This window comes from Chitinophaga rhizosphaerae (assembly GCF_003958645.1).
Classification (GTDB): domain Bacteria; phylum Bacteroidota; class Bacteroidia; order Chitinophagales; family Chitinophagaceae; genus Chitinophaga; species Chitinophaga rhizosphaerae.
Map to the genome: position 1 here is coordinate 185,117 of NZ_RXLO01000002.1, position 21,366 is coordinate 206,482.

The 21,366-nt window shown below is 45.5% G+C and carries 27 protein-coding genes; 4 read left to right on the forward strand and 23 right to left on the reverse strand.

The annotated features are described in order from the left end of the window. Nucleotides 1–123 precede the first annotated feature (123 nt). Nucleotides 124–1,074 (forward strand): terpene synthase family protein, encoded by a 951-nt coding sequence (locus EJ361_RS04260; RefSeq protein ID WP_126244120.1) that lies wholly within the window; start codon nucleotides 124–126, stop codon nucleotides 1,072–1,074. Here the strand turns inward: EJ361_RS04260 and EJ361_RS04265 are convergent. From EJ361_RS04265 to EJ361_RS04325, 13 genes are all read right to left on the reverse strand, one after another. Continuing rightward, nucleotides 1,054–2,871 carry an ATP-binding response regulator gene (locus EJ361_RS04265; protein WP_126244121.1) on the reverse strand — a complete coding sequence of 606 codons (1,818 nt, stop codon included), beginning with the start codon at nucleotides 2,869–2,871 and terminating at the stop codon, nucleotides 1,054–1,056. The genes EJ361_RS04260 and EJ361_RS04265 overlap by 21 nt on opposite strands. 56 nt (nucleotides 2,872–2,927) lie before the next feature. Then, a complete protein-coding gene (locus EJ361_RS04270; protein WP_126244122.1) occupies nucleotides 2,928–3,392 on the reverse strand; it encodes a hypothetical protein in 465 nt (154 codons plus the stop codon). 82 nt (nucleotides 3,393–3,474) lie between these two features. After that, nucleotides 3,475–3,954 carry a hypothetical protein gene (locus EJ361_RS04275; RefSeq protein ID WP_126244123.1) on the reverse strand — a complete coding sequence of 160 codons (480 nt, stop codon included), beginning with the start codon at nucleotides 3,952–3,954 and terminating at the stop codon, nucleotides 3,475–3,477. 6 nt (nucleotides 3,955–3,960) lie between these two features. After that, a complete protein-coding gene (locus EJ361_RS04280) occupies nucleotides 3,961–4,857 on the reverse strand; it encodes a hypothetical protein (RefSeq protein WP_126244124.1) in 897 nt (298 codons plus the stop codon). A gap of 2 nt (nucleotides 4,858–4,859) precedes the next feature. Further along, nucleotides 4,860–5,426, reverse strand: a complete 567-nt coding sequence (locus EJ361_RS04285; protein ID WP_126244125.1) for a glycoside hydrolase family 108 protein — start codon at nucleotides 5,424–5,426, stop codon at nucleotides 4,860–4,862. 4 nt (nucleotides 5,427–5,430) lie between these two features. Further along, a complete protein-coding gene (locus EJ361_RS04290; RefSeq protein WP_126244126.1) occupies nucleotides 5,431–5,700 on the reverse strand; it encodes a hypothetical protein in 270 nt (89 codons plus the stop codon). Between the two features lie 158 nt (nucleotides 5,701–5,858). Then, complete coding sequence (locus EJ361_RS04295; protein WP_126244127.1) at nucleotides 5,859–6,110, reverse strand: hypothetical protein; 252 nt, start codon at nucleotides 6,108–6,110, stop codon at nucleotides 5,859–5,861. A 2-nt stretch (nucleotides 6,111–6,112) separates the two neighbouring features. Then, nucleotides 6,113–7,471: a hypothetical protein gene (locus EJ361_RS04300; protein WP_126244128.1), complete on the reverse strand. Its 1,359-nt coding sequence runs from the start codon at nucleotides 7,469–7,471 to the stop codon at nucleotides 6,113–6,115. Between the two features lie 6 nt (nucleotides 7,472–7,477). Continuing rightward, on the reverse strand, nucleotides 7,478–8,716 hold the full coding sequence (locus EJ361_RS04305; protein ID WP_126244129.1) for a hypothetical protein: 1,239 nt from the start codon (nucleotides 8,714–8,716) through the stop codon (nucleotides 7,478–7,480). Nucleotides 8,717–8,719: 3 nt separating this feature from the next. Then, nucleotides 8,720–9,721 carry a DUF6712 family protein gene (locus EJ361_RS04310; protein ID WP_126244130.1) on the reverse strand — a complete coding sequence of 334 codons (1,002 nt, stop codon included), beginning with the start codon at nucleotides 9,719–9,721 and terminating at the stop codon, nucleotides 8,720–8,722. After that, complete coding sequence (locus EJ361_RS04315; protein ID WP_126244131.1) at nucleotides 9,718–10,980, reverse strand: hypothetical protein; 1,263 nt, start codon at nucleotides 10,978–10,980, stop codon at nucleotides 9,718–9,720. The genes EJ361_RS04310 and EJ361_RS04315 overlap by 4 nt, the downstream gene beginning before the upstream one ends. After that, on the reverse strand, nucleotides 10,980–11,276 hold the full coding sequence (locus EJ361_RS04320; RefSeq protein ID WP_126244132.1) for an SH3 beta-barrel fold-containing protein: 297 nt from the start codon (nucleotides 11,274–11,276) through the stop codon (nucleotides 10,980–10,982). The genes EJ361_RS04315 and EJ361_RS04320 overlap by 1 nt, the downstream gene beginning before the upstream one ends. A 230-nt stretch (nucleotides 11,277–11,506) precedes the next feature. Beyond that, nucleotides 11,507–11,929, reverse strand: coding sequence for a hypothetical protein (locus EJ361_RS04325; RefSeq protein WP_126244133.1), 423 nt, complete (start codon nucleotides 11,927–11,929; stop codon nucleotides 11,507–11,509). Nucleotides 11,930–12,136: 207 nt separating this feature from the next. Here EJ361_RS04325 and EJ361_RS04330 point away from each other — a divergent pair, with 207 nt between their 5' ends. Further along, on the forward strand, nucleotides 12,137–12,373 hold the full coding sequence (locus EJ361_RS04330; RefSeq protein WP_126244134.1) for a helix-turn-helix domain-containing protein: 237 nt from the start codon (nucleotides 12,137–12,139) through the stop codon (nucleotides 12,371–12,373). Here the strand turns inward: EJ361_RS04330 and EJ361_RS04335 are convergent. The 7 genes from EJ361_RS04335 to EJ361_RS04365 all read right to left on the reverse strand — a co-directional run bounded on the left by EJ361_RS04335 (nucleotide 12,352) and on the right by EJ361_RS04365 (nucleotide 18,383). Then, a complete protein-coding gene (locus EJ361_RS04335) occupies nucleotides 12,352–13,848 on the reverse strand; it encodes a terminase large subunit domain-containing protein (RefSeq protein WP_126244135.1) in 1,497 nt (498 codons plus the stop codon). The two genes, EJ361_RS04330 and EJ361_RS04335, sit on opposite strands and share 22 nt — an antisense overlap. After that, entirely contained in the window at nucleotides 13,841–14,350 is a 510-nt protein-coding gene (locus EJ361_RS04340; RefSeq protein WP_126244136.1) for a hypothetical protein, read from the reverse strand. The genes EJ361_RS04335 and EJ361_RS04340 overlap by 8 nt, the downstream gene beginning before the upstream one ends. 5 nt (nucleotides 14,351–14,355) lie before the next feature. Continuing rightward, a complete protein-coding gene (locus EJ361_RS04345) occupies nucleotides 14,356–15,672 on the reverse strand; it encodes a DNA modification methylase (protein WP_126244137.1) in 1,317 nt (438 codons plus the stop codon). 1 nt (nucleotide 15,673) lies between these two features. After that, nucleotides 15,674–16,189, reverse strand: coding sequence for a hypothetical protein (locus EJ361_RS04350; RefSeq protein WP_126244138.1), 516 nt, complete (start codon nucleotides 16,187–16,189; stop codon nucleotides 15,674–15,676). Further along, nucleotides 16,176–17,186: a P1/P2 acidic ribosomal protein gene (locus tag EJ361_RS04355; protein WP_126244139.1), complete on the reverse strand. Its 1,011-nt coding sequence runs from the start codon at nucleotides 17,184–17,186 to the stop codon at nucleotides 16,176–16,178. Before EJ361_RS04355 ends, EJ361_RS04350 begins: the two co-directional genes overlap by 14 nt. 106 nt (nucleotides 17,187–17,292) lie before the next feature. Continuing rightward, nucleotides 17,293–17,535 (reverse strand): hypothetical protein, encoded by a 243-nt coding sequence (locus tag EJ361_RS04360; protein ID WP_126244140.1) that lies wholly within the window; start codon nucleotides 17,533–17,535, stop codon nucleotides 17,293–17,295. After that, nucleotides 17,532–18,383 carry an amidoligase family protein gene (locus tag EJ361_RS04365; protein WP_126244141.1) on the reverse strand — a complete coding sequence of 284 codons (852 nt, stop codon included), beginning with the start codon at nucleotides 18,381–18,383 and terminating at the stop codon, nucleotides 17,532–17,534. The genes EJ361_RS04360 and EJ361_RS04365 overlap by 4 nt, the downstream gene beginning before the upstream one ends. Nucleotides 18,384–18,782: 399 nt before the next feature. Here EJ361_RS04365 and EJ361_RS04370 point away from each other — a divergent pair, with 399 nt between their 5' ends. Beyond that, on the forward strand, nucleotides 18,783–19,328 hold the full coding sequence (locus EJ361_RS04370) for a hypothetical protein (RefSeq protein ID WP_126244142.1): 546 nt from the start codon (nucleotides 18,783–18,785) through the stop codon (nucleotides 19,326–19,328). Here EJ361_RS04370 and EJ361_RS04375 read toward each other — a convergent pair. Beyond that, the gene (locus EJ361_RS04375; RefSeq protein ID WP_126244143.1) at nucleotides 19,325–19,594 is read right to left on the reverse strand and encodes a helix-turn-helix domain-containing protein; all 270 of its coding nucleotides are present in this window, start codon (nucleotides 19,592–19,594) and stop codon (nucleotides 19,325–19,327) included. The two genes, EJ361_RS04370 and EJ361_RS04375, sit on opposite strands and share 4 nt — an antisense overlap. Nucleotides 19,595–19,790: 196 nt before the next feature. On the opposite strand from EJ361_RS04375, the gene EJ361_RS04380 reads away from it, so the two are divergent. Then, nucleotides 19,791–20,204, forward strand: a complete 414-nt coding sequence (locus EJ361_RS04380; protein WP_126244144.1) for a hypothetical protein — start codon at nucleotides 19,791–19,793, stop codon at nucleotides 20,202–20,204. Here EJ361_RS04380 and EJ361_RS04385 read toward each other — a convergent pair. Further along, nucleotides 20,201–20,542, reverse strand: coding sequence for a hypothetical protein (locus EJ361_RS04385; protein WP_126244145.1), 342 nt, complete (start codon nucleotides 20,540–20,542; stop codon nucleotides 20,201–20,203). The genes EJ361_RS04380 and EJ361_RS04385 overlap by 4 nt on opposite strands. 19 nt (nucleotides 20,543–20,561) lie before the next feature. Further along, the gene (locus EJ361_RS04390) at nucleotides 20,562–20,930 is read right to left on the reverse strand and encodes a hypothetical protein (RefSeq protein WP_126244146.1); all 369 of its coding nucleotides are present in this window, start codon (nucleotides 20,928–20,930) and stop codon (nucleotides 20,562–20,564) included. Between the last annotated feature and the right edge of the window lie 436 nt (nucleotides 20,931–21,366).

Here is a 21,366-nt window from a genome sequence, read left to right on the forward strand (position 1 = left end):
CAAAAATGAGTTTATGGCACTGTAGAAGCAAGAACGCATCTGCAAACCACCGCGATATTATATCACCTATTTTTTCTATATTATTACCGATATCCCATTATTAAATAAAATAAACTGACACAGATGAAAACGCCCATCTTTTGCCCGTTCGAGGCGGGAGTAAACCCCTTCGTTGCTGAAGCCGATATACACACCCAGGAATGGCTGCGGGGCTTCGGATTACTCCGCACACCAGCCGAAATAGCCCATAGCGAGGCTGGCGCCTTTACCATGATGGTAGGGCGAATGTTCCATACCGCTGAGTACGAAAAGCTATGTATTGCCGCGGACTTAAATGCACTACTTTTCCTCATCGACGATCATTTTGATTCAGGTGGGACTGGAAAAATAAAGGCTTTCCAAAGTGTGGTCAGGAGCCTTATTTTGATACTCGATGATGTACCTACCGATCCGGAAAATCCAGTTTTACGCGCATTTCAGGATATCTGGATACGGCTAAAAAAGTGCGGAGCGCCGAAGGAATGGCAAATTCGCTTTCGTATGAGCCTAATAAAAGCACTTGAAGCCAATGAATGGCGAATGAGAATTATGGATTCCGGGCAACTGCCGACTTTACGAGAGTACATGTACTATCGACCTATGATTGGCGGTGCAAACTTCTTCTGCCACTTGGCTGAATTAATGGAAGATTGTATCGTCTCGGGAGATTTCTTCGAAAATTTTGAGGTTCAGGCTTTGCTCGGATACTGCGCGGATGTTATCTGTTTCGCTAATGATATATTTTCCTATCGCAAGGAACTTGATGAAGGAGATGAAATGAACTTGGTAATGCTAATCCAAAAAACTTATCATGTTTCAGTTGAAAAAGCTCAGGAACTCGCAATTGAACAGCACAATCAAGAAATTGAAGAATTTATCTCCCAAATAAAATTCCTGCCGAAACAAGCAAAACACGCGGGAGGTGTCGCAGGTGAGAGATTTATTATTGCCCTGCAGAGAATGATCCGCGGCAATGTTGAATGGTCGGTAAATGACACTAAAAGATATGGGGAACTAAGCGAATTCCTCCTTTGAGGCCAATTCCAGTATTCTATTCATGCTTTCGGGCATCATTGGTTTGTTTATACAAAGTTTTGCCCCAAGGCGAAGGTTGTTATCGATATCGTCTTGGACAGTAGAGGAGGTCATGATAAAAATTGGCACTGCCTTTAAGTGTTCGATTTCATTTAATCGTCGCATAACCTCTTCTGCTGTACGAGACTCGCCGCTGATTTGCATGTCGAGGAGTATTAAATCAGGAGAAAAAATCATAGCCCTGTTTAAACCATCTTTGTGAGTACGTTCAACTGCGACTTCATATCCCGCCTTTTCAAGGTATCTTTTAGGGAGGTGGATATGCATGGCGTCATCTTCAACAATAAGCGCCTTACGGTAAGGTTTGGGAGGGGCTTCTTCCGGGACTTCAGCCAAATCGAAATCCGACGGCGCCGACAGCATTTCCGAAGTAATCAAGGTTGTTGTCGGGGTCGGTTTCGTGGGCGTAGCCAATAATTCCGCCGCAGCAGACGCCGCTTCCCGCCAATCTACTGCAAATTTAAGTGGAAAAACACACTCAAATGCTGCTCCTGCAGGAGGCTCAGTATCTAAAACCCGAACACTTCCACCGAGTGCAGAACATAGGTCACGGACAATTGACAATCCAAACCCGGTTCCCCCCTCTCGTTTGCTGAACAAGGAAGAGAAGACCCTTTCTCGATCCTCCTTTTTGATTCCCGGGCCTTGGTCTGTAATAGTCATAAAGAAAGTGTTTTCCGAAAGACGAACTCCGCAAACAATATGAATGATTGAGCCTATCGGGGAAAAATGAATGGCATTTGCAACGATGTTATTTGCAATAATGGACAGTGCGCCGGAATTGGTAGATATGGCCGTTTCCAATGCCGGATCAATATCATACTCAATAGCGACGCCCTTTTTATTTGCAGGTATTGACTTGACTTCGACAACACATTCGATAAGTTCCTTAATATCGACAGCCTTCAGGTTATCAGCGGCCATCAATTTATCCACATCATTACTTAAAGTAAGATCAATGTTAGTCTTGCATTGATAAGCAATTACCTGTATATGTCTTAAAAGCTCTAGTTTCGAGGGTTCCTCCGTTTTAAATTTCAACTCTTCAGCAATAGCTATTAAGGAGTCGATTGGTGATTTCATTTCATGGCAAGCGACCGACCTTTTTTTATCCCTTGTGAACTGCATTTTCTTCAGGTACAAAAAAACCATTGTGAAATCCAAGACCCAAATAGGAGGCATGGCTATCCATCTCGTTGTCATCTGCCGCATTTCCATAGGTTCGACAATGTGATACAAATAATTAACCTCACATGCCGTCAGCGCGAGTATACATTGAAAAATCGCCAGCACTTTAGACAAAGTATTGTTGAAAAAAGTTAGGGCATAAAAGCCAAAGAATATTACCAGCAGGTGGACTTCCGTGGTCTTTCCCAATAGGCCGGAAAAGTATACGATTGCTACCAAATTGATCGAATATACATAAATAGACGCCGCCCGTGTATGTCCAGCTCGATTTATAAAAAATGCATGACAAAAAAACAGGAATTCGACTGTGGTTGCAATTAAAACCCTCCACTCCTTTGTTAGGGTGAAGAATACGATTCCGTAAGTTAGAACTAAAAATGCCAATACTGCAGTAATAACAGATAACATTTGAGCCGTGTTGGCATCATTGAGTAAAAACCTCATTAAATTATCGGATCTCTTCATGAATTTCGCAATCCAATTATGGGTGCGTTTCTCAAGAGAATCTATGTAGGCTTCACATGCGTGTCGAAATTCTGTAATATGCATGGCTGGGGTGGGTTTACAAGCCAACGTTAAGACAATTATTCGGACACAAATGTTAATCAGGCGTTAAAGAACACTGCGGTGAGGCCGCGCTTTTTTTGATGCTTTTTCATGCGAATCAATACCATGCGGGCTGCAGAAGTATCATAAGTTTCCTCGTCAATGTTAAACCTTTGTAAGAAGCTGCGAATTGCTACATTCTGGCTCACCCCCAGCTCTTCCTGGGCGCTAACATAGAAGTAAAGGCAAGAATGAAAGGTTTTCTCAAAAAAGCAGCCCAGGCTAAGGGCTTCTTTAAATTTGATATAAAAAGGTGCAATTCTCTGCGAAAGTCGCAACTGAAGCGTATTTCCACGTATTTTATCTGGAGTTAAACGCCGTCTTTGTATTATAAAATTCTCTAATTCACGGCCTAAGATGTGCTTTTCGTGGACCGGAATCGGCTCCGGACCAAACATACCTGTCACAAATGACTTAACATGCGGAAGTATGGGAATTTCTACCAGATTGCACTTTTCATACATAATTTGGTGAATTTCATATAAATGTACGAACACTTGGTACATTTTGAACCATATTTCAATATTCCTGAACCTTATTTCTAAATTATCTCCATTTTAGAGGATCCAGGCAGTTTGAGAACGGAATTGTTAAGTTCAACTCCGCCCTCCAACCTAAAGCCTCATCTATAGTTAAACTATCTAAGGGCTGACAGATCGCCTTTTCCACATCAAAATGTAAAAACTTCTTTCCAATACCCTGTGAATCCTTGATGAGATGCTTCAAAAACTCGAGCATCGCATTTAAGGTCTGATCCATTGCGATATCCTGAGCCGGCCAGTCGTCCTTGGGAACCTTATCCAGGATCACCATTCCACCTACCAAAACGACTGTATCCTTCGATAGAAAAACCTCTGGCCATTCCAAGAACATTAGTGGGTACTCTGCTTCAGATCGTGTGCTGTGTACCAGGCGCTCAGATATAATTTTTTCGGCGCCCCCATGCTCGAAGCCATCCACAAATGTGGAGCTTTCAACAAGCTGCCGAAAATAACCAAGGTATTCTGAAAATGAGCGAATAAACATATTTCCCTATTTCTTCAGTTCTTCAATATCATACTTCTTCTTTGCCAAGTAATAACAGCAGGTATGGAGAAACATATGCTTTACTTCGTTAAAGGAACCAAATGTCCCAAGCTCTGCCAAGTCATATAACACGGCGAACCATCCCATTTCCGGACGCGGAACCTTTCTCACGCCAAAAGACGCCCGACGACGTGCGAACCCGTCAGCAGCATCCTCCGGTTCATCCTGTTCCGGCTGAAATATTACTGCATACTGTTCGTGTAGAAATTTTTTGGAACCCATGAAATAAAGCAATACCGCAAACTTTATCCCTTCAGGCAAATCAGAAAACGCAGCTGCGCGTTCAGCTGTACGAGAGGTAGAAAACGGTTCACGGATATCACCTTCCCAAGCATGCTCTCTAAATTTTTCAACTCTTCCTACGGGTCGAGCTATACAAGCCACCAGCCAATCAATAAGTAGTTGATCCCCAGTTTCTACAAACTTCGTAAAATAATGATCGGCAAAAGCAAAGGCCACAACGCTCTCTTTTACCAAGTTTGATTCCGGGAGGTGGTAGCGCACGCCTTTATGCCGGAATTCCCGCATGATACTTTCCCCAGAAAGGCTGTTGAAAACCCATATCACGGTATCCAGAAGATCCCATTTCTGGGCCGGGCTTAAAACGGGGAAGGCACATCGGAGAAATGGCATCCGCTGAACAAGCCAGGTCTGGATTTTCGACCGAGTCCAGTAATGCATTATTGCCGGAAGCAGGGTGAACAGTACTTTGGCCTGGCGGTCAAGTGATGTAGAAGCTGGGCCAAGTATGAATGGTGCAATCCGAAGAAATGTCGGAGATTCCAATTCATGCCAGTTCGCGGGAACCCAATAACGGCGATTATTTATTATTACTTCCTGCATTATCACATAATTTCAATACGGTTTAACCAGCCCAATAAGAATCCCTCCTGAGTAGGATCCTGGCGAACGAGAGACAAGTAACGCTCTCCCTGCAGGATGTTAAGGATGTTGAAAATTTTTGTGATAAACCGATGCCGATTTACACAATCCAAAGTAAGTGGCCCGATGGATCCGTCAACAGGCAAATCCTTGTAATCGCGCTCACTACGATTTGCGAAATTCAATGCCGTCTGCAAGAATCTTGCAGCAGTTCGAACCCCCATATTTACTCCTGTATCGAACAATTCGTTAGCAATTGGTTGATGTACTATTTCTCCCAAGCGATTTGAATTCCAAAACTCTTCCCGGTAAAAGTTCTGTACCATCAGCATCAGCTCAGTATCTTTTAGCAAGTTATCAGGGAAGCCGACACCTACCTTCATCTCATCAATTTTTCTCCATCCTTGCCATCCTGGGAAATTCCTCCTGGAAATACCGCACATTGTTTCGCCGCCCCTGTCTTTGGGATTCCGGACGTATCCACCTTCATGCTGAAACGTAATTGAATAAGCAGGTTCAAATTCCGCCACACATTCACTTTAAAAATTTCAAAAATATAATTACTGCAAATAATGCCAATGCAACGATTCCCAGCCACTTCGACACGGTTCTGGATTTAGCCAATTCCATGACCATCTGTTCTTTTTCCCGCATTAGCACTGCCAAACCTGCCGTATTGGTCCGAAATACAATACTGTCGCGCTTTACGGTGCGGGTGACGATCTTCGCTGTAGGACATGGTGCCTTTAGATTTACACCGATTTTTTGGGGGATTGCCGCCGGCGGACACTCAACGGTGTCCACGATACTAATTGAATCCACGAAAAAAACTGTGTCAATCTCCGTAGTTGTCTCGACTCGAACGGAATCCCTGGGTGGGAATCGTTCAGCGCAAAGTTCCGCAAGTCTCCGGGAAGAAACGCATGATACGAAAGGGATCAGCAATATCAAAATGAGGTTTTTCATTGATAATACTTTCGTTTATCAGAAATAGCCCTGCCCAAAAATGCCGCCACCACGGAAATAACGGCATTGAGTACAGTAATTGACCAGTCGACCCAATCCATTATGACCTCTGTGTTTCCCGCGGGAAAACCTGTCACCACGGCATCCTTCACCAAATTAACAACAGCGACTACTGCTACCAACTTCACTATCCAGGCCGGCGTATCTGCATTTGCCTGGCTCAAACCTAGTTTCTGCGTCTTTTTCATAATTAAGGTATTACCTCCCACCTGCCGGTGGAAGCATCTGCTTGAATTTTGATACTCTTATTTATCAAATCACTATTACTTGTATTGGAATAGTAAAATGGCATTGAAGTCCGCCAGGTCGCCGGCGCCGATGAAAACTCGAACCCGAGTTTCAGGATAAGCACTCTCCCATGGTTGCCGGCGGAAACCGTGGGTAGTGTAAGGGTTCGTTCAACTGTTACGGGATCTAAATAAATGATGTAGTCGCTTGCCTGAACCGTATAGTTGAAAGACCCGGTATGGATAAGGTTGGAAAATACCGCCTTCTCAACTTTAAAGTCTCCCTTAGAAATTACACGGTTTCCTATACCTTCAACTACCAAGATCGGTGTTGATGATGGATCAAATGGATCATTTCCTCCATCCGAAAGTGAAAACCCAAAAGAAATCGTGGAATCTGTACCCAGGTGGAAATAAGAACGGCGAACAGTTAAGTGGTTGGATGGAGAATATTTATGTGCAGCCATTACCCAGCCACGACCGTTTCCCAGCTGAAAGACCCGCGAGGAAACCGAAGGCCCGAACGCAGGCATTCCTGAAACATGCTCAAAACTCATTCCTCCCGCCCCACTCCTGTCATTCACATACCGAAATGCTGACGTCGGTCTGAAATAAGTTTGACCTACACCAAATTCCTCGGACAGCTGCCTCGCCTGCAGAGAAAGAAACCCGCCGGAAACAGAATCGAGAACGAACTGAGTGTTGTCCCCCTTGTGAAGTGAGGTAGTTATCCAATAAAATGAATGTGATTGACCTGTATCAACGAGAATCACCGCGGCATCTGGCTCGAAGCTCGGCCTCCCGTAGTCCACTTCATCCTGGCTCCGATAACCGAGTGAGAGCATACTCATTGTGGGATCCCACATTATTCCATTGCGCACCGGTATAATTGGCACCGGCTTAACTACGTTTCCCCAATCAACCACCGCTTGACCAGGCGTAGCGAGTTCTGTACGGGAGTACGACTGCGGTTTGGTGTATACGTTCAACGCTATAGCGACTTCGCCAGTAGGTCGCCTTATGTATAAGGTGTCGTTGCTCACACGAATACTGTCAATTGAACTGTCCGATCCACCGGTGCCAACGGCAACCCATTCCGTCCCATTCCAGACCTGAACGGAATCCAAAGATGGGTTCCACCGGATCGCACCAGCAGGACTCCCCGGAATTGTTGATAGGCTTGAGGATGATTGCGGGAGCTGCAGCCCCTGTTTAAAAACGCCTCGTTGCCAGATATATCCCGCTCCTGGGATTTCCTGTAAAATTTGTGCCGCACTGAGCAGTGGCAAACAGATTAATGAAACTAAAATCAGTCTCCTCATATTCAATCAAAAATTAATTAATCCATAAAACGCCACGTTTTTCCCACGGGATTCCTCTCCGCCGACTTCCGATAATTCGAGCCGCCGAAGCACATTGTCTTGATTCCTGTTTATAAAATAGTAGCTGTTTGTCCTATCAGCAGACTGCCTCGGCCATCCCCTGTCCGAAAACTCCTCGGATTGGTGGGTGTGCTTCTTAATTTCGTCGGCTTGGTACCGACCCGGTAATGAACCTGCAGGGGTATCGGTATCCAGACCGCGGCCGCGGTCAAGGGTTCGAAAGTGAAGGCCGCGCAAATCGGGAAAGCGAAACGTGGTAATCCCGTCGCCGAGAGAAAACAATTGTCGCTGGAGGACCGGAGTCGATTGCCATACTGTTTCTGATACAGCTACCGTAGCGTTTTCCTGAAGGAATTCAGCAATACGTGGATAATCCTCCCGAAGCCCAATCTGCCCTTCCGCGATGGCCGTGTTGGGACGGATGATATAGTCGAAACATGGCCGGCCAACAACTTCATATCCGGTGGAAGACGGCCAGACATGCCATCCATCTTCCCCAGCCACAAGACTTACATACTCGTTCTGGCCCATGAAAAGCCGCTGCCGCAGCTGGCTTCTGAAAGAAATGGTTGGGCCGGAGGCCTCGATAACTGGCTGAAACTTGCAATAATGATTGGTGAGGAAAGTCCAATGTGATCCCACTGGAACAACGGCATGGGCTGGCAGCAGGATACGCAAACGATTATTTCCGCCGCGAAGATCGAAAAGGAAGTTCGCATCCGTGGCTTGCAGCTCAGTATCGGCTGACAGCGGGATTATTCCTCGATAAAGTGCGCCGTCTCCGGCCTGAACAATCGTTTCATATTCCTGGACGTGAAACACTTCTGATTCCGAGAACACATCGCCGGGTAAAAGTAATCGGAAACCACCTGTAGCAAGTATGGAAAACTCGACACCTTCTGACAGATACCCTACACCGCGCCGAAAAACCCGGAAACGCTTACCAACCAGGTCTGGATTGCTGTATTCCACGGCGCCCGGTGGAGGTGTAAGTGAGCCTCCATCTCCAATTTGAAATCGTATGTCAGCGCGAGATACAAGCCCATTGTTAAGGCATGCCTTTATCGTTGCCCATTCCCGCATCTCGGATAAGCCGTCAGGACGGGTAAACAATACTTTGTCGCCGCCGGCAGGGCAATCTGGATTCAGCCCAATCTCCTCTATCGCTACTTCACATGCTGCCATAACCTAAACTCTAAAGTGGCCGCTACATTTTTTATTTCTTTTTAATTCGTACTCCGGCTGTGGAACAACCTCATTTGGGAGGCTCTGAGGATAGTCATTCTTGTTTTTTACCAAGAATGATTTGAGCGCGGCGAGGAAGCTGTCCGCATTCCCTTTTGCACTGTTGAACGCCAGGGATCGCTGATTATCGGATCCGTGCGACGTCGAAGCGATACCGTCAGATTTCGACAACATCAATAACCCATCACCTGTAATCCTGAAGGGCAAAATAGGTAACGCCTCAACGAGTGCCGTCCATGCTGCGGCTTCGGCTACATAAGGGAAGAGGCGCTGATTTGGCGGAGAAAGCACACCAGCCAATAATTCCGCCTTAACCGCTAAAAAAAGTGGCTCTCCCAAGGCGGGTACAATAAACTTCTTCTCCGCCAAGCGAAGGAAGGGACGCATCGCTAAATAAGCCCGCCGCGCCCCTTGCGTATTTAAAATACCCCCCAGAGCCGCCGAGGATGAGATGATCAAGTCTTTGGTGATTGAGTATGAACTACTTGCTTTCCAATCAGGGAATGCGTCATCATTATTCTCCAAGAACTCCAAAACCATCTCAATGTGCCTGTCCCCAACTTCGAGGTGGGAATTGCGCCGGTTATCAAAACGCCATTGGGCGGCAGGAGCCGCTGTACCCTCTTTACTCGACTGCTGCATTACACCTTGATCTCCAACAGGTGTGTTAAGGAATGGCAGCGCTTCGTATAGCGTATAATTTGCAAGCGCAAAACATACCCGGGTATATAGCCCCTTCATCACCACGGTCGGAAACGATGTTTCCGGATCGAAGTCCGGAAGAGCCACTACTCCAGCCATTTGCTCAAAGCAGGCCTGGGAAATGACTGGAATTATGTAGGTAGCTTCCGCCTGTACAACGTACAAACGTAATGATTCCCAGCTCGTAGCCTTGTGGATATCGACGTATTTCTTTAAATCAGCGGTGCTTCTCAATAAACTCATGGCCCTGCTATTACGTTTTGTACCCCCGTCGGATTTTCATCCAGCGTGGTAATCTCGAAATCCTTAAACCCAAACTCAATTGTCGGATCCCATCGGTTCAACCTGGCTACATCGTATAGCCAACTGAGCAGTATTTTCCTCGGCCGGGGAGTTTTTAATGCTACGTGAATATTATAGCTGTTCTTCTTTTCGCTTCCAGAGGACAGCTTGCCTGTGGTATCATAACCCGCCAAAGATGGATCAACACCGTTCGCGGATGAAAGCGCAGTATTGGATTGCTGATATGTGTCACGGTATGCCTCATCGTAAAGTTCTCCCTTCAACGGCTCGATCTTCCATTCCGGATATTTTCCGTCCTGGAATCTACTTATAAAGGCTTTCCCATGGTTCTCGGCGCCGGACAACAATTGATCAAGCTGCACCATAAGCTCCTCCTCTCGGGCGCTCTTCTCTCCTGGTGGGAATTGGTCAAAATATGATAATGGGATCTTAATATGCCAGCGAATATTATATCCTTTGGTGAGGCCCGAAAGATGAAAAATCGGAATTTGGTTTGCAAGCCGAATCCAAGTTTTCACTCCCCACCAAGAAGGGATGCCGTAATACTTTTGGCCGGGGAAGTATTTCCTGCCATGCCATATGAATTTCGCCGGAGGATAAATTGCATTAAATGAACGGACACGTTGCACCGTCGATCTCTCCGGGTTCCCTTCGACATATTTGGCTTTACCTGATAAAAAGTCCCCAAGGTAATAATGCTCAATTTTGCCGGTGCGCTGGTTGATCAGCTCCGCCCGGACATCAGTTGCATGTTGGTGCTTTACAGAATATACCCGACGATCTCCCTGCAGGCGACCTTCAAGAAAAAAATTCCCCAAGTAAAAGAAGTCCGTCGCAAGCTTATCCATTATGTCATCCACATCATTTCGGTCAAGCCAGGCTTCAATTTCCGGATTTAAGGCTGGAACCAATTTAGACTTCCCGCTGGAGAAATCTCTCCTGAATATACCAACTCCATTTCCCACCAAGAAATCGACGTTGGTATTCAAAAGGGGAAGCTGGAGGTTATTGTTTTTGATAAGATTTAATAAAATGCCAGGTTCACGATCCACTTCAGCACTATCTGAGGATTGGAACCAATATGCCCAATGCTTCTCTTTGCCTTTGCGGCCAGCAATAGGCGCAGCTTCAAACGACACGTAGCTGGCCGCTACCGGCCCTCCTACAATATAAACTCCACCATCAAACCTCGTCACCATCAATGTATCACTTCGAGTCCGTTGAATGTTAAAATTCGGTCAATCCTTACGGTACGGTAACCATTTGCCTTCGTATCGAATAGCAAAATTGTCCCCGCCTTCTTCAGGTTGAATCGAAACTTACTTTTTTCTTCCGGTTGCTTTGTTATCGCGCCGTGTTTCACATGGTTTTGTGCAACCATTTCGCGGGTCCTCCCGTTTTCCTTTATGAAAGTAATAGAGAAAGACACAGGACGCCCCTCCTCATGCGTGATTTCCATCCGCGCTAACATTACTGCAACACTGATCTGTTTCATTAAAAAATAAATCTGTTGCAAGGTAACGAGCGAAGGCTTCTGGCAAAAGAACGCATCTGCACAGATTCAATTATCAAAAAAAATCCGATAATCATTTGATAAACAATTGATTATCGGAACCAAAACATTTAATATTACCACTTCAGACGCAGTACACCGCACGCGCTTTGACGGGATGGCAATTACCCGCATCTTTTGTTACGGTGAAATATGAAACGGGGATATGCCATTTAATCACCATGGGTTACTTTGCTGTCATTATCCTTTTCGCTTTCGTCCGAATAATATTGAGCCAGTGGGACGGTCATGTTATACCTTGCTTTCATTTCCTCCGCCGCGAAATCAGCAGCTTCTTCGAATTGTTCATTTGTCAGTTGCCTTGTTAATATCATTAAGATCAACCTGGAGATTATAAGCAATGGAATTAAGCCGAGACAGCCAAAAATGGTAACAAACACTCTGCCACCGGAAGACACCATCAAATATGTATTCCATAATGTTTCCATCACACCAAGTCTTAACCTAATCACCCCCATTTTTGTAGCCATTGTGAAAAGGTATACAAGTGGAACCCCCCAAATGATAAGACTGCAGGCAATTGTTCCGAGTGTCATCAAAGTGATAATTTTAAAGCCGCGAGATGGATTAATCATATATCATATTTAATTAAACAGCCCGCCACAGAAGTGGAAGGCTTAGAATGAATTACAGAATTTTTACACGTGGGCGCAACTTACACCTGGAAAATCTCATTGCTTGTTATTCCGTTGTTAAGCGTTTATAATTAACACAATAAGCTAATTTGTTGGGTTGTTAGCCAACAATCTTAACAAAGAGAATTCCTATACTCGCTATAAAAAATGAAATGGGAGACGTTCTTCAAATCACTTGGAATTGAACTCCGCCTTGCCAGGATGGCTGCGGGATTAACCAGGGAAGATGTAAGCGAAATTACCAAACTTTCTCTTACCGCAATCGAAACAGCGGAGCAAGGCGCTGCGGATTTAGAACTAAGTAACTTTGTTCTGTTGTCGCATACAGTAGGGGTAAATCCTAAAGAATTAATGAAGCGGGCTTATAATAAACGTACTTCATAGCGGTAGTCCCGGCCTTCTACGAGGTCATGATACTTAGGATAAATCCAATTATCAAAACAGTCCGACAGGTGCGTTGCTTTCTCCTGCGGGATACCTTTGGACTTTTCGGCAGACTTGTCCTTCTTAAATTCTGCTGTAATTGGAGCGTTTTGAATTGAGACAATTAACGCTTTACATTTATTCTGATTTAACCGAATAACTGGCAATTCAGGACGACATTCCGACAAAATTGTATTTATGACATGGTGTTTCAAAGGATGGAAAGGATCCAGTCGATCATAAACCATCAATTTAGGCATGAAACCCGCTTCAGTAAATTGTTTCAATATTTGCTCATAGTATGTAAGTTCACTGTTTGCCTGCTTATTATTTCCATTTCTATCGCCGAAAATCAATATCGGTGCTTTATGGCTGGCGTAATACTCCACAACCTGCTCCACAAGATGAGTAAAGGTCTTATTCTTCACGAAGAAAGTATTAATAACTCGCGCCTCCAGCTGGATCCCTCGGCGGGCTTCTTGGCCTACAATGCACGAGTTAAATGCGGCATTAAAGTCAAAACTGACTTCTAAAGGCAGATCAGGGCGATAATCAGTACTGTCGGAAACTGTCTGTAGCCGCCCTTCATCGCTATACCCGTAAAGAAAGGAATCAAAATAACAGTGCCGCTGCTCGTCGAATTCATCATAAAACGAATTGGGAAGTTTCCGGCGGCGCTGATTCAGCACTTCCACCTGAAAAATTAACATGGGCAAGTCGCGCTGCAGGTCTTTTACATACCGGGGACCGAGTGCTTCGATATTGTCGTATGCCGTCCCCTCGATGTAGAATATGTCCTCGGGGTTCTCCACGGCCGCGATTTCCATATCCGGCACCCAATCTCCCGCTGCCGTCCAGGACTGGCTGGAAACTAGCAATAGGTTGTGGTGGAAACGATTGGTTGGATATTTATATATATTACCCCGTATCATCGTCCGAATTTCCTTATCGAAACGATCCTTATTGATAAGCACGGCCTCGTCAACTATTCCGCCATCGTAATTCCCGCCACGGTTCCGGTCCGCCCGGTCAAACGAAAGTAATACGATTGTGAATCCATTAAAAAATGTGATGGTGTTGTCATAGTTCTTTACCTTTTGCCAAGGAGATTGCCAATGCGGAGGTGGGCGCCTACCAACCACATAGTGACCGGGTCGATCCTCAGACAGGTGTTCAAAAAAACCACAGTTTTCCAGTGCCGCGAGGATCGGTGGCAAAAAAATGCTTTGTATTTGATTGTAGGTAAGGCCCAGCATAAAGAACTTCGCGCGGGGTAGGTGCGCCAATGCAAGACGGATGAAGTATCCAGCAACGGTAGTTTTACCGGCTCCACGCCCGGCGAGGAAAACTTTCACCCGTTGAACCGACTGCAACAGTTGAGCCTGCTTGGGATTAACATATACGTGGCGCCGTGAGGGCCGTAATATGTTACTCATCTCCGCCGATATTTTGGTGAGAAATATCTACTGTTTCCTGCCGGCGAAGCACGTCGGGATCGGAAGAAAATACGGGAATTGGGATTAAGATGCGATTCCAATCGATGGGGTTCCCATCCAGATCCCTTAACCCGTTAATTTCCGCTATATTCTCCAGCGCCCGGTTGGCTTCCTTTAGGTTGTTGTCCTTCCATGCCTTCCTATATACCCGCATGAAATTCTCGGAGAGAATGTGCCGCAACCCGTCTTTGTTCGATTTTGTCACATCCCCAAAAAGTTCCTCCGCCGACCGGATGATCCGATATGCCTCAGCAACACTACCAACAACTCCTAACTCCCTGAGCAAATGAACACACTGTTCGACAGAATATCCCTGCACACGATACGCATTGGCCTGTTCATACTGTTTCCTTTTAAGCTCCTGTTTCTCCGACAGTTTCCGGCCTTCCAAATAGTGCGCCCGGATCTTGTCAAGGGCGGAAGGTTTCCGGCTGTCCGCCATATACCTCATCCGTTGCGAATTATGTCATTAAGCTCGATTCGTCCGTTCATATGCCGGAATACAACCGGCTGCGATTGACGAGTCATATAATTGTGGTACCTGCGAATTATGAGTTCGACATACGATGGGTCGAGCTCAAGGCCGTAGGCCCGGCGCTGCGTCTGTTCGGCCGCAATCAAAGTGGTACCCGAACCCAAAAAATAGTCGAGTACGATACCATTTATGCGGCTGCAGTCAAGTATGGCATCCGCCACAAGTTTCAATGGTTTCACTGTGGGGTGCAATCGCGCATGTTCTCTGTCGGGATTACCTATGCTATTCGACCCGGTATATTCCCAAACATTCGTGCGATAGCGGCCATACTGGCCCAATTCAAAGTTATTGATATGGGGAGCATCACCGTTCTTGAAAACGAATATCAACTCATGCCTGGAACGATAAAATGATCCCATCCCGCCGTTATCTTTAACCCAAACGACCAGGTTCTTCATTTCAAGAGAATTTCCTTCTGCTGCGGAGAGCAATTCGGTCATATGCTTCCAGTCCATGCATACGAAAAAAATGGATCCGGGCTTGGTATTCTGTAGGAACGAAGTCAAAACTGTACGGAGAAATCCCGTAAACTCAGCCGGACTCATCTCCCCCGAACCCATTCCGAACTCCTTGTGCTGAACGGCGCCGAGGTTTACGATGGAATCTATTTTGACATTGTACGGTGGGTCTGTAAATACCAAATCCCCAACGACAGGAGCGCCATCTGCTGCAAGCAAAACTTGAATATTCCCTTCCACAGAAGAATCAGCGCAAAGTACACGGTGCGACCCGAGCTGAAAAAGGTCGCCCGGGGAAACAATGGGTGTCTTGCTGCTTACATCTGGCACAGGATCCTCCTCCGGGTGCATCTCCAAAGGGATATCGACCTCGAACAGCTTATTTTGCTTTACTGCCTTTTCGAAGTCCAACCCCCAGCCCGCCAGGTCGCCAATTTCAAACTCATTCTCGAGCAAACTGAGATCCCAGCTGCCAGTGTTGGCATTTGAGCGAATATTATACTCCTGAAGCTCCTCGGCGGAAAGCATCCGGCTGGGAACACGTACATCAATTAATTCCTCGCCGCGACCTAACGCCATCAATATCTTACATCGCTGATGCCCTGCTATTAAGGTATTGTCCAAATTTATCGCCGGGATCTCGACGAGATTGAATTTCTGCATCGAAGCCGTAAGATCCTGGCGTTGCTTTTCAGTGAGGAATCTTGGATTCTTTTCGTAAGGAACTAATTCACATACCATCCTCTTTTCCGTCGACCACACTAATTCCATCCTACTCAGTTTTTAATGCTGCTGCAGGCAGCTCTTGATACTTCACGAGCAAGGATTCCAGCAGCGAATTTATTGATGAATAAAAATTTTTAGAATACCATTTTCGAGCTGCGGTTTGCTTTCGCTTCAGAATTCCCGAAGAAATACCCCATGCGAGGCGGCGGAGGGCGACGGATTCTGTTGGCACACGGCCGGGCGCATACCCGGGAATATACTTAAAGGCACCGGTTCCCAGCCTCGCCACAAAGTCCTGAAGAATCACTTCCACAGGAGGCCTACGGTATCTTGCAATCGTCCTCATATCACGCCATCTGCCATGTAGCCGAAATCCCAGCCTCGCTTGGGCAACCTGACCTTCAGATGCTTTAATCAGCTCCCAATGCAGCGAACGAACCAATTCCTCTGTGAGAACAAGCCCACGCTCACGTATTGCGCGTTGAAGAATTAAAGTAACATCCTTGCTCCAGGATGACAACACATCATTGATATGCTGATTTGCCAACTCAACTGCTCCCATGAATACGCTGTTCAATGGTTTTTATTCGATCCGATACGATCCGAAGTCGTGATTCAAGCTCGAATCGTAAAGGATCATTTGCCGGAAGTAAGTGCAAACGGCTTTTAATTTTCGAACGCGAACTCCTTTCATTGTGTAGCATCCTGGACAACTGAAATGGATCGTCAGGGATTGGTTTTTCAGGAAGCTCCGTTCTCGCTGAAATTGGTGGCAGGCGCCCGTGTTGCCTGAAATGAAGAAGTTTTCCGCGAATTTCTGCCATCGCGCTTCCCAAATCATCTATTTGCTGAAGAATCGAACGCCGGCCGGCATTATCATGTGGAGAACATTCCCGCAGAGAGTTCGAAAGCAAGCCCTTTTTATTATGCATCCGGGCGAGGGTAATTTCAAGTTGTTCCACTGCGACAGTATCGTCCGACTCATTCGCCTCCTCACTGGTGTCAATTCGGGGCGCCGGCACCAAAAACTCAATACTTGGCGGTGCGGCAGCGAAGTTATGCTCCCCAGGAGCCGCGCCCAACGCAGTTCCGAGGGGATTACCAGGCACAGACGCCAATGTCTCATTTCCGCCAGGTGCGACGGAGGGGCTATTCTCCCCGGAAGCCTCGCTCACCGCTGATCTGACGGGATTGCCAGGCGCCGATGCCAATAACTCATTTCCACCTGGTGCGGCGGAAGTCACACCCTCCTCGGCAGCCGCGTCGACCGACACTTTTACTGGATTGCCAGGTGCCGACGTCGATAACTCACTATTTTTCGATCCGGAGGAAATACCGACCCCGAAAGAGTCGCCCGCCGCCGTCCGGTGGTCGGTGGAATCCGAATAGTTCAAATACTTTCGAAGTTCCGATTCCAGTTTTTCCCGGCTATATCGAGTTTCCCTGCGCGAAAGATTCCGAACGAGCAACTGATTTCGGCTTATGTTCTGCAACAGAACTATTCCAGTTCGAAAATCCCGCCCCTCTGAAAGCCAATTTGATATTGTGAGCAATTGCATATGCGAAATTACCCGGTGACGACAACTGGCGGAAGAACGCAACTGCTAAAAAAGGCCCGTGGTCACCCACGGGCCTGCGTAATACACAAACAAGCAAAAAGACGAACTAAATAAATATGATATGAATTTGCCCATTGCGGACTAAGTCTTCCACAAACTGCTTAAAATCGTTCGTTCGCAGGCGTACACCGGCATAGGTATAATACCTATCAGCGTAGTCCTTCATGTAGGCGTCTGGCGTTTCGCTTGGGAATTTAGCCAGCTCGTTCATCTTCGCCACAAGCGCCTTTTCATCGGCGACCGTCATCTCCGCGCCTTCGCGCGGAGTTAGAATTCTAAATTGTATCATGCGAGTTCTTCTTTACGTTCATTAATATATGATTTTATTTCGTCGGAGAGAAAATTGAAATCATTTACCTCCCGTTGCATTGAAACCGAAACCAAGGCTTTCAAAAACTTTACCCAATTTGAAATTTTCCGGTATTCAACTGTTCCAGAATGCTGGCGGAATTCGATGGTACCGTGCGCCGCGAAGGCCCTGCCATTAACTTTGCAGTAGCGCGTTCCGTCTCCAACTCGTTCAACCAGCTCCGCTACCGTTGTCGCTGTATCAATTCTCCTAATATTACTTTCATTTCCAATTGACCTGCAGTATTGATTGGTGTTACCGCGGCGGCTTCTTGGCATAATTGAATCAATGGCGCTTTCCAGCCGCAGGTAATTTTTATAAACCCTCTTCCATGTATCGATTGTAAAAGTGCGGGCCTCAAGATGAACATGGAGTCCGCAGCTCCGGTCAACGCGGCCGTTGAGGCGTTCCAGCACTTCGCACACCCTTTTTACCTGCTCCATCCCTTCTACTCCCGAAAGAACCGGGCTAACCAATTCAAAGGCGTTAATACCGTGCAGGGAGCCGTCGGACTTTACGGTCCAATTTGAAAGTCCGGCCTCACGCAGGGCGCCTGAAAGGGTTACGCGGGGGATATTGTAGGCTTCGATCTCTATACCGAAGCGCGGGTCAAATGTGGCGGAGCCGTTCAGTTTTTCCTTCCATGCCTTGTGAATATTATACGACCATCCGTAGTTTCCACCACATATAAGATCTCCAACCTCCTTTACCGTTTTACCTATCTCGAAGAGCATCCTTGCCTTCGCGGCTTTAGTTGTATTCAGGTTTAAAATTTCTTGAAGTGTCATTTTGCTCGTTGTTTATTACATAGCAAACATAACACTACATTCCGCCACCAGCAAGTCTTTCAGGCGATTTATTGTCATCCTAAAGCTACGTTTTCAGGGCGGTAAAATTGTGAATTGCCGATCCGGGATCGGACCGGCCGAACCAAAATTAATCCCATTTTATGAATAATCCCCCATCATTGTAAAATGCAGGGGGATTGCCCTGGCAAACCACCTGGGAACTTTTTTCATACATTTATTTCAAAGCAAACATAACACTAGATACCGCTACCAGCAAGTATTTCAGCGATTATTTACGTCATCGCAAAGCTACGTTTTGACACCGCCGAAATTCCATAATAACGACTTTTTAACACCAAGTTCTTCCCAATGAATTAAACTTGCCGAAAACTCCCAAAAATGCATTCACTCATTGTTGACAAAGATCCGCACAGGCGCAGAATTGCGCGGGGTAGCCTCAAAATGTTCAACCCAACGATGCAGATAATTGAAACTGACTCAGTGTTCAACGCAAAAAAAGTCGGCGGGTTTGCTTTTACACCCAATTTCCTAATTATAGACATGGAGCTGACTGGCGCAAAGTCGTATGTCGAACAAAAAATTATGGACTACCGTTCCACTATTCCGCAGATTTACGCATTTGAAACAAATAATAAGAAAGGGGTAAGCCAGCAGCTAATGGCAGATCGCTTCTGCCTTTTTCGTGAAAAAGGATACCTCGATCAAATTCCAGCAATGTATGCTCCTTCCAAAGACGGCGAGCCTCCTCGTCGTTTATTTAAAGAAGAAGCCGAAGCGGCTGGTGATCCTTACAGCTTCAACCTAATAAAAGTGATAGATTGGAACGAAATCTCGGCTTGTTTCACAGCTGAGATATTTTATGAGATAATTAAAGAAGGATATCAGTGGCGTGGTTCTGCAGTACAAAATACGCCTTACAATTAAGATTGTTCATCTACAATCTTGATTCCTTTGAAGAATTCTTCGGGGTTAACTTTCAACGCCAAACAAATGCGGGCGAAAGAATACATCGTCATATTGTTACCCTTTTCGTAGTTCCGAAGTTGGTTCGCTCCTATTTTCGCCTCAAATGATAAATCAGCCACAGACTCATGACCTTTTTCTATCCTTTTGTCGATAATACGGAGTCCAACCTTTTTAAGGAAATCCAGGATAACTTGTTCTTCATTGGGAGTTTGCTCAGGCGCCATTTTGCGAATTTATCGCATAGACTTTATAATATTACCATTTTATCACCTCCATAAAATAAACAATGTTAAAATACCACTATTATATTAGTGGTATTTTATTAGTACCTTTATATAGGCTCTATTATAATTACATTTTATTTTGACATATACGGGCAAACAATATACACTTTAAGTTAATTACGTACTATTACTGCATATGGAGGTAAAATATTCGGCACTGATGATTGATCCGGTTATGGAATCATGCGCTATTTGGAACCATTGGATTTTTTTTCCAAACTGCTTTGAATTCATGATGGCGGAAGACATAGAATTCGCCAACCATTTACTGGAGAGAGATTGGGGAATTATTTTTTTGGATTGGAACATAAAAGGAATGGGGCCAGATTGGGTAAAGGAAAAGCAATCCTATGGCGTATGGCGTCGACAATATCTTATAATACACGAGAAACCTGAAAACGGCAACAGACACGAACTCGCAATACAGCTGGGGGCCAGGGACTACTTCCACAAGCCCATTACACCACAAAAAATGGTAGAGATTTTGAATAGGGCGAGGTTGAATCCATGGCTGAATAGACCGATGGAAATTAATCTCAAATTTATTTAATTCGCCTGAAAACCCTGCTCCAATACCTTTAACCCTCTCTTCAATGCGGCATGCAAAACTCCAGCCTGTGATAAATTCAAGCAGCTCACTATTTGCTCCCACTCTTTCACCGTTGGTTTGGCCATAAAAATCAACCTTGACCTGTCCTCCCATAAATTTGGTCCCGCTTTCCGCTGAACCACAATAGTAAATTCGGCGCGCGCCGGGATCGATAGTCGTACATATTTTAATAGGTCAGCCAAAACTTCCATCGCCTGATGGTCAGTAAGGTAAACGCATTCGAACGAAATTTTCGCTGCTGTATGCATATTTGAAAGATAGATCCTCGATTCAACCATGCTTTACGTTTATCTTAAATTACGAAAAAAACTCAATATGTTGATAAACATACACAGCCATTTCAGTTCCCCCATGAGTTGTGGGATGGAGTCCTAACCAGTATCTCTTAAATTCGGAACCGACCATGCAGTGGCTGGGCAAAGTAAATGCTGAGGAAATCCGCTCAAATGGCAGTCTATACAGGTCAATCATCTTTGTGTATGTTATTGTCCCATCATCCCAAGATACTGCGAAAATAGTATCTGCAAAAAATCGCTCAGGCACCAGGCCGACGGGGGCAAAATTGATTTCAAAGAACACATTGTTATTTTTTTTTCTATTTCTGTTTACCAACTTTATTTTTCTGACTTCTTTGCCAGGGTATTTTCCCAAATTAATCTCCGCCATGTTAAACAAAATTGAATTTGGAGTATGGAAATTTCCAACGTCCTCGGTTACAAATCCCATCAAACTAGCCACAGCAGGCCATATTATCAGTAACGACTATAGGTAAATTGCCCACCTTGTAACATCCTAGTTACATTTAGTTACAATAGTTACATTATAAATGGTTTGTAACTGCCTGTAACTCTGATGTAACTAAAATGGCTATTTCCCTCCCAAACAAATTAGATTGTTACAATGCAGTTACCGCATAAATCCTTTTCAGACAAGGGTTACAGTCCAATTTCCCGAGAATTGCAACTGCAAAAAAGGCAGATATTTTTTTTACTGCTACTACTACTCCGGCGATGACGCGGTGAAGGCAAAAAAAAGGCCGCTATCGTGAGCGGCCATCATTATTCTGAAATCCATCAGTATCTTGACTTTTCTTTTCATAGTC

Excerpts from the sequence above, each read along its gene's own strand:
- EJ361_RS04360 (WP_126244140.1), bottom strand. The coding sequence starts at position 17,535 with ATGATACAATTTAGAATTCTAACTCCGCGCGAAGGCGCGGAGATGACG.
- EJ361_RS04300 (WP_126244128.1), bottom strand. The coding sequence starts at position 7,471 with ATGAGGAGACTGATTTTAGTTTCATTAATCTGTTTGCCACTGCTCAGT.
- EJ361_RS04355 (WP_126244139.1), bottom strand. The coding sequence starts at position 17,186 with ATGCAATTGCTCACAATATCAAATTGGCTTTCAGAGGGGCGGGATTTT.
- EJ361_RS04340 (WP_126244136.1), bottom strand. The coding sequence starts at position 14,350 with ATGGCGGACAGCCGGAAACCTTCCGCCCTTGACAAGATCCGGGCGCAC.
- EJ361_RS04390 (WP_126244146.1), bottom strand. The coding sequence starts at position 20,930 with ATGGCGGAGATTAATTTGGGAAAATACCCTGGCAAAGAAGTCAGAAAA.
- EJ361_RS04260 (WP_126244120.1), top strand. The coding sequence starts at position 124 with ATGAAAACGCCCATCTTTTGCCCGTTCGAGGCGGGAGTAAACCCCTTC.
- EJ361_RS04265 (WP_126244121.1), bottom strand. The coding sequence starts at position 2,871 with ATGCATATTACAGAATTTCGACACGCATGTGAAGCCTACATAGATTCT.
- EJ361_RS04350 (WP_126244138.1), bottom strand. The coding sequence starts at position 16,189 with ATGGGAGCAGTTGAGTTGGCAAATCAGCATATCAATGATGTGTTGTCA.
- EJ361_RS04365 (WP_126244141.1), bottom strand. The coding sequence starts at position 18,383 with ATGACACTTCAAGAAATTTTAAACCTGAATACAACTAAAGCCGCGAAG.
- EJ361_RS04310 (WP_126244130.1), bottom strand. The coding sequence starts at position 9,721 with ATGAGTTTATTGAGAAGCACCGCTGATTTAAAGAAATACGTCGATATC.
- EJ361_RS04375 (WP_126244143.1), bottom strand. The coding sequence starts at position 19,594 with ATGGCGCCTGAGCAAACTCCCAATGAAGAACAAGTTATCCTGGATTTC.
- EJ361_RS04385 (WP_126244145.1), bottom strand. The coding sequence starts at position 20,542 with ATGGTTGAATCGAGGATCTATCTTTCAAATATGCATACAGCAGCGAAA.
- EJ361_RS04295 (WP_126244127.1), bottom strand. The coding sequence starts at position 6,110 with ATGAAAAAGACGCAGAAACTAGGTTTGAGCCAGGCAAATGCAGATACG.
- EJ361_RS04380 (WP_126244144.1), top strand. The coding sequence starts at position 19,791 with ATGGAGGTAAAATATTCGGCACTGATGATTGATCCGGTTATGGAATCA.
- EJ361_RS04305 (WP_126244129.1), bottom strand. The coding sequence starts at position 8,716 with ATGGCAGCATGTGAAGTAGCGATAGAGGAGATTGGGCTGAATCCAGAT.
- EJ361_RS04320 (WP_126244132.1), bottom strand. The coding sequence starts at position 11,276 with ATGAAACAGATCAGTGTTGCAGTAATGTTAGCGCGGATGGAAATCACG.
- EJ361_RS04330 (WP_126244134.1), top strand. The coding sequence starts at position 12,137 with ATGAAATGGGAGACGTTCTTCAAATCACTTGGAATTGAACTCCGCCTT.
- EJ361_RS04345 (WP_126244137.1), bottom strand. The coding sequence starts at position 15,672 with ATGGAATTAGTGTGGTCGACGGAAAAGAGGATGGTATGTGAATTAGTT.
- EJ361_RS04280 (WP_126244124.1), bottom strand. The coding sequence starts at position 4,857 with ATGCAGGAAGTAATAATAAATAATCGCCGTTATTGGGTTCCCGCGAAC.
- EJ361_RS04370 (WP_126244142.1), top strand. The coding sequence starts at position 18,783 with ATGCATTCACTCATTGTTGACAAAGATCCGCACAGGCGCAGAATTGCG.
- EJ361_RS04270 (WP_126244122.1), bottom strand. The coding sequence starts at position 3,392 with ATGTATGAAAAGTGCAATCTGGTAGAAATTCCCATACTTCCGCATGTT.
- EJ361_RS04335 (WP_126244135.1), bottom strand. The coding sequence starts at position 13,848 with ATGAGTAACATATTACGGCCCTCACGGCGCCACGTATATGTTAATCCC.
- EJ361_RS04275 (WP_126244123.1), bottom strand. The coding sequence starts at position 3,954 with ATGTTTATTCGCTCATTTTCAGAATACCTTGGTTATTTTCGGCAGCTT.
- EJ361_RS04325 (WP_126244133.1), bottom strand. The coding sequence starts at position 11,929 with ATGATTAATCCATCTCGCGGCTTTAAAATTATCACTTTGATGACACTC.
- EJ361_RS04315 (WP_126244131.1), bottom strand. The coding sequence starts at position 10,980 with ATGGTGACGAGGTTTGATGGTGGAGTTTATATTGTAGGAGGGCCGGTA.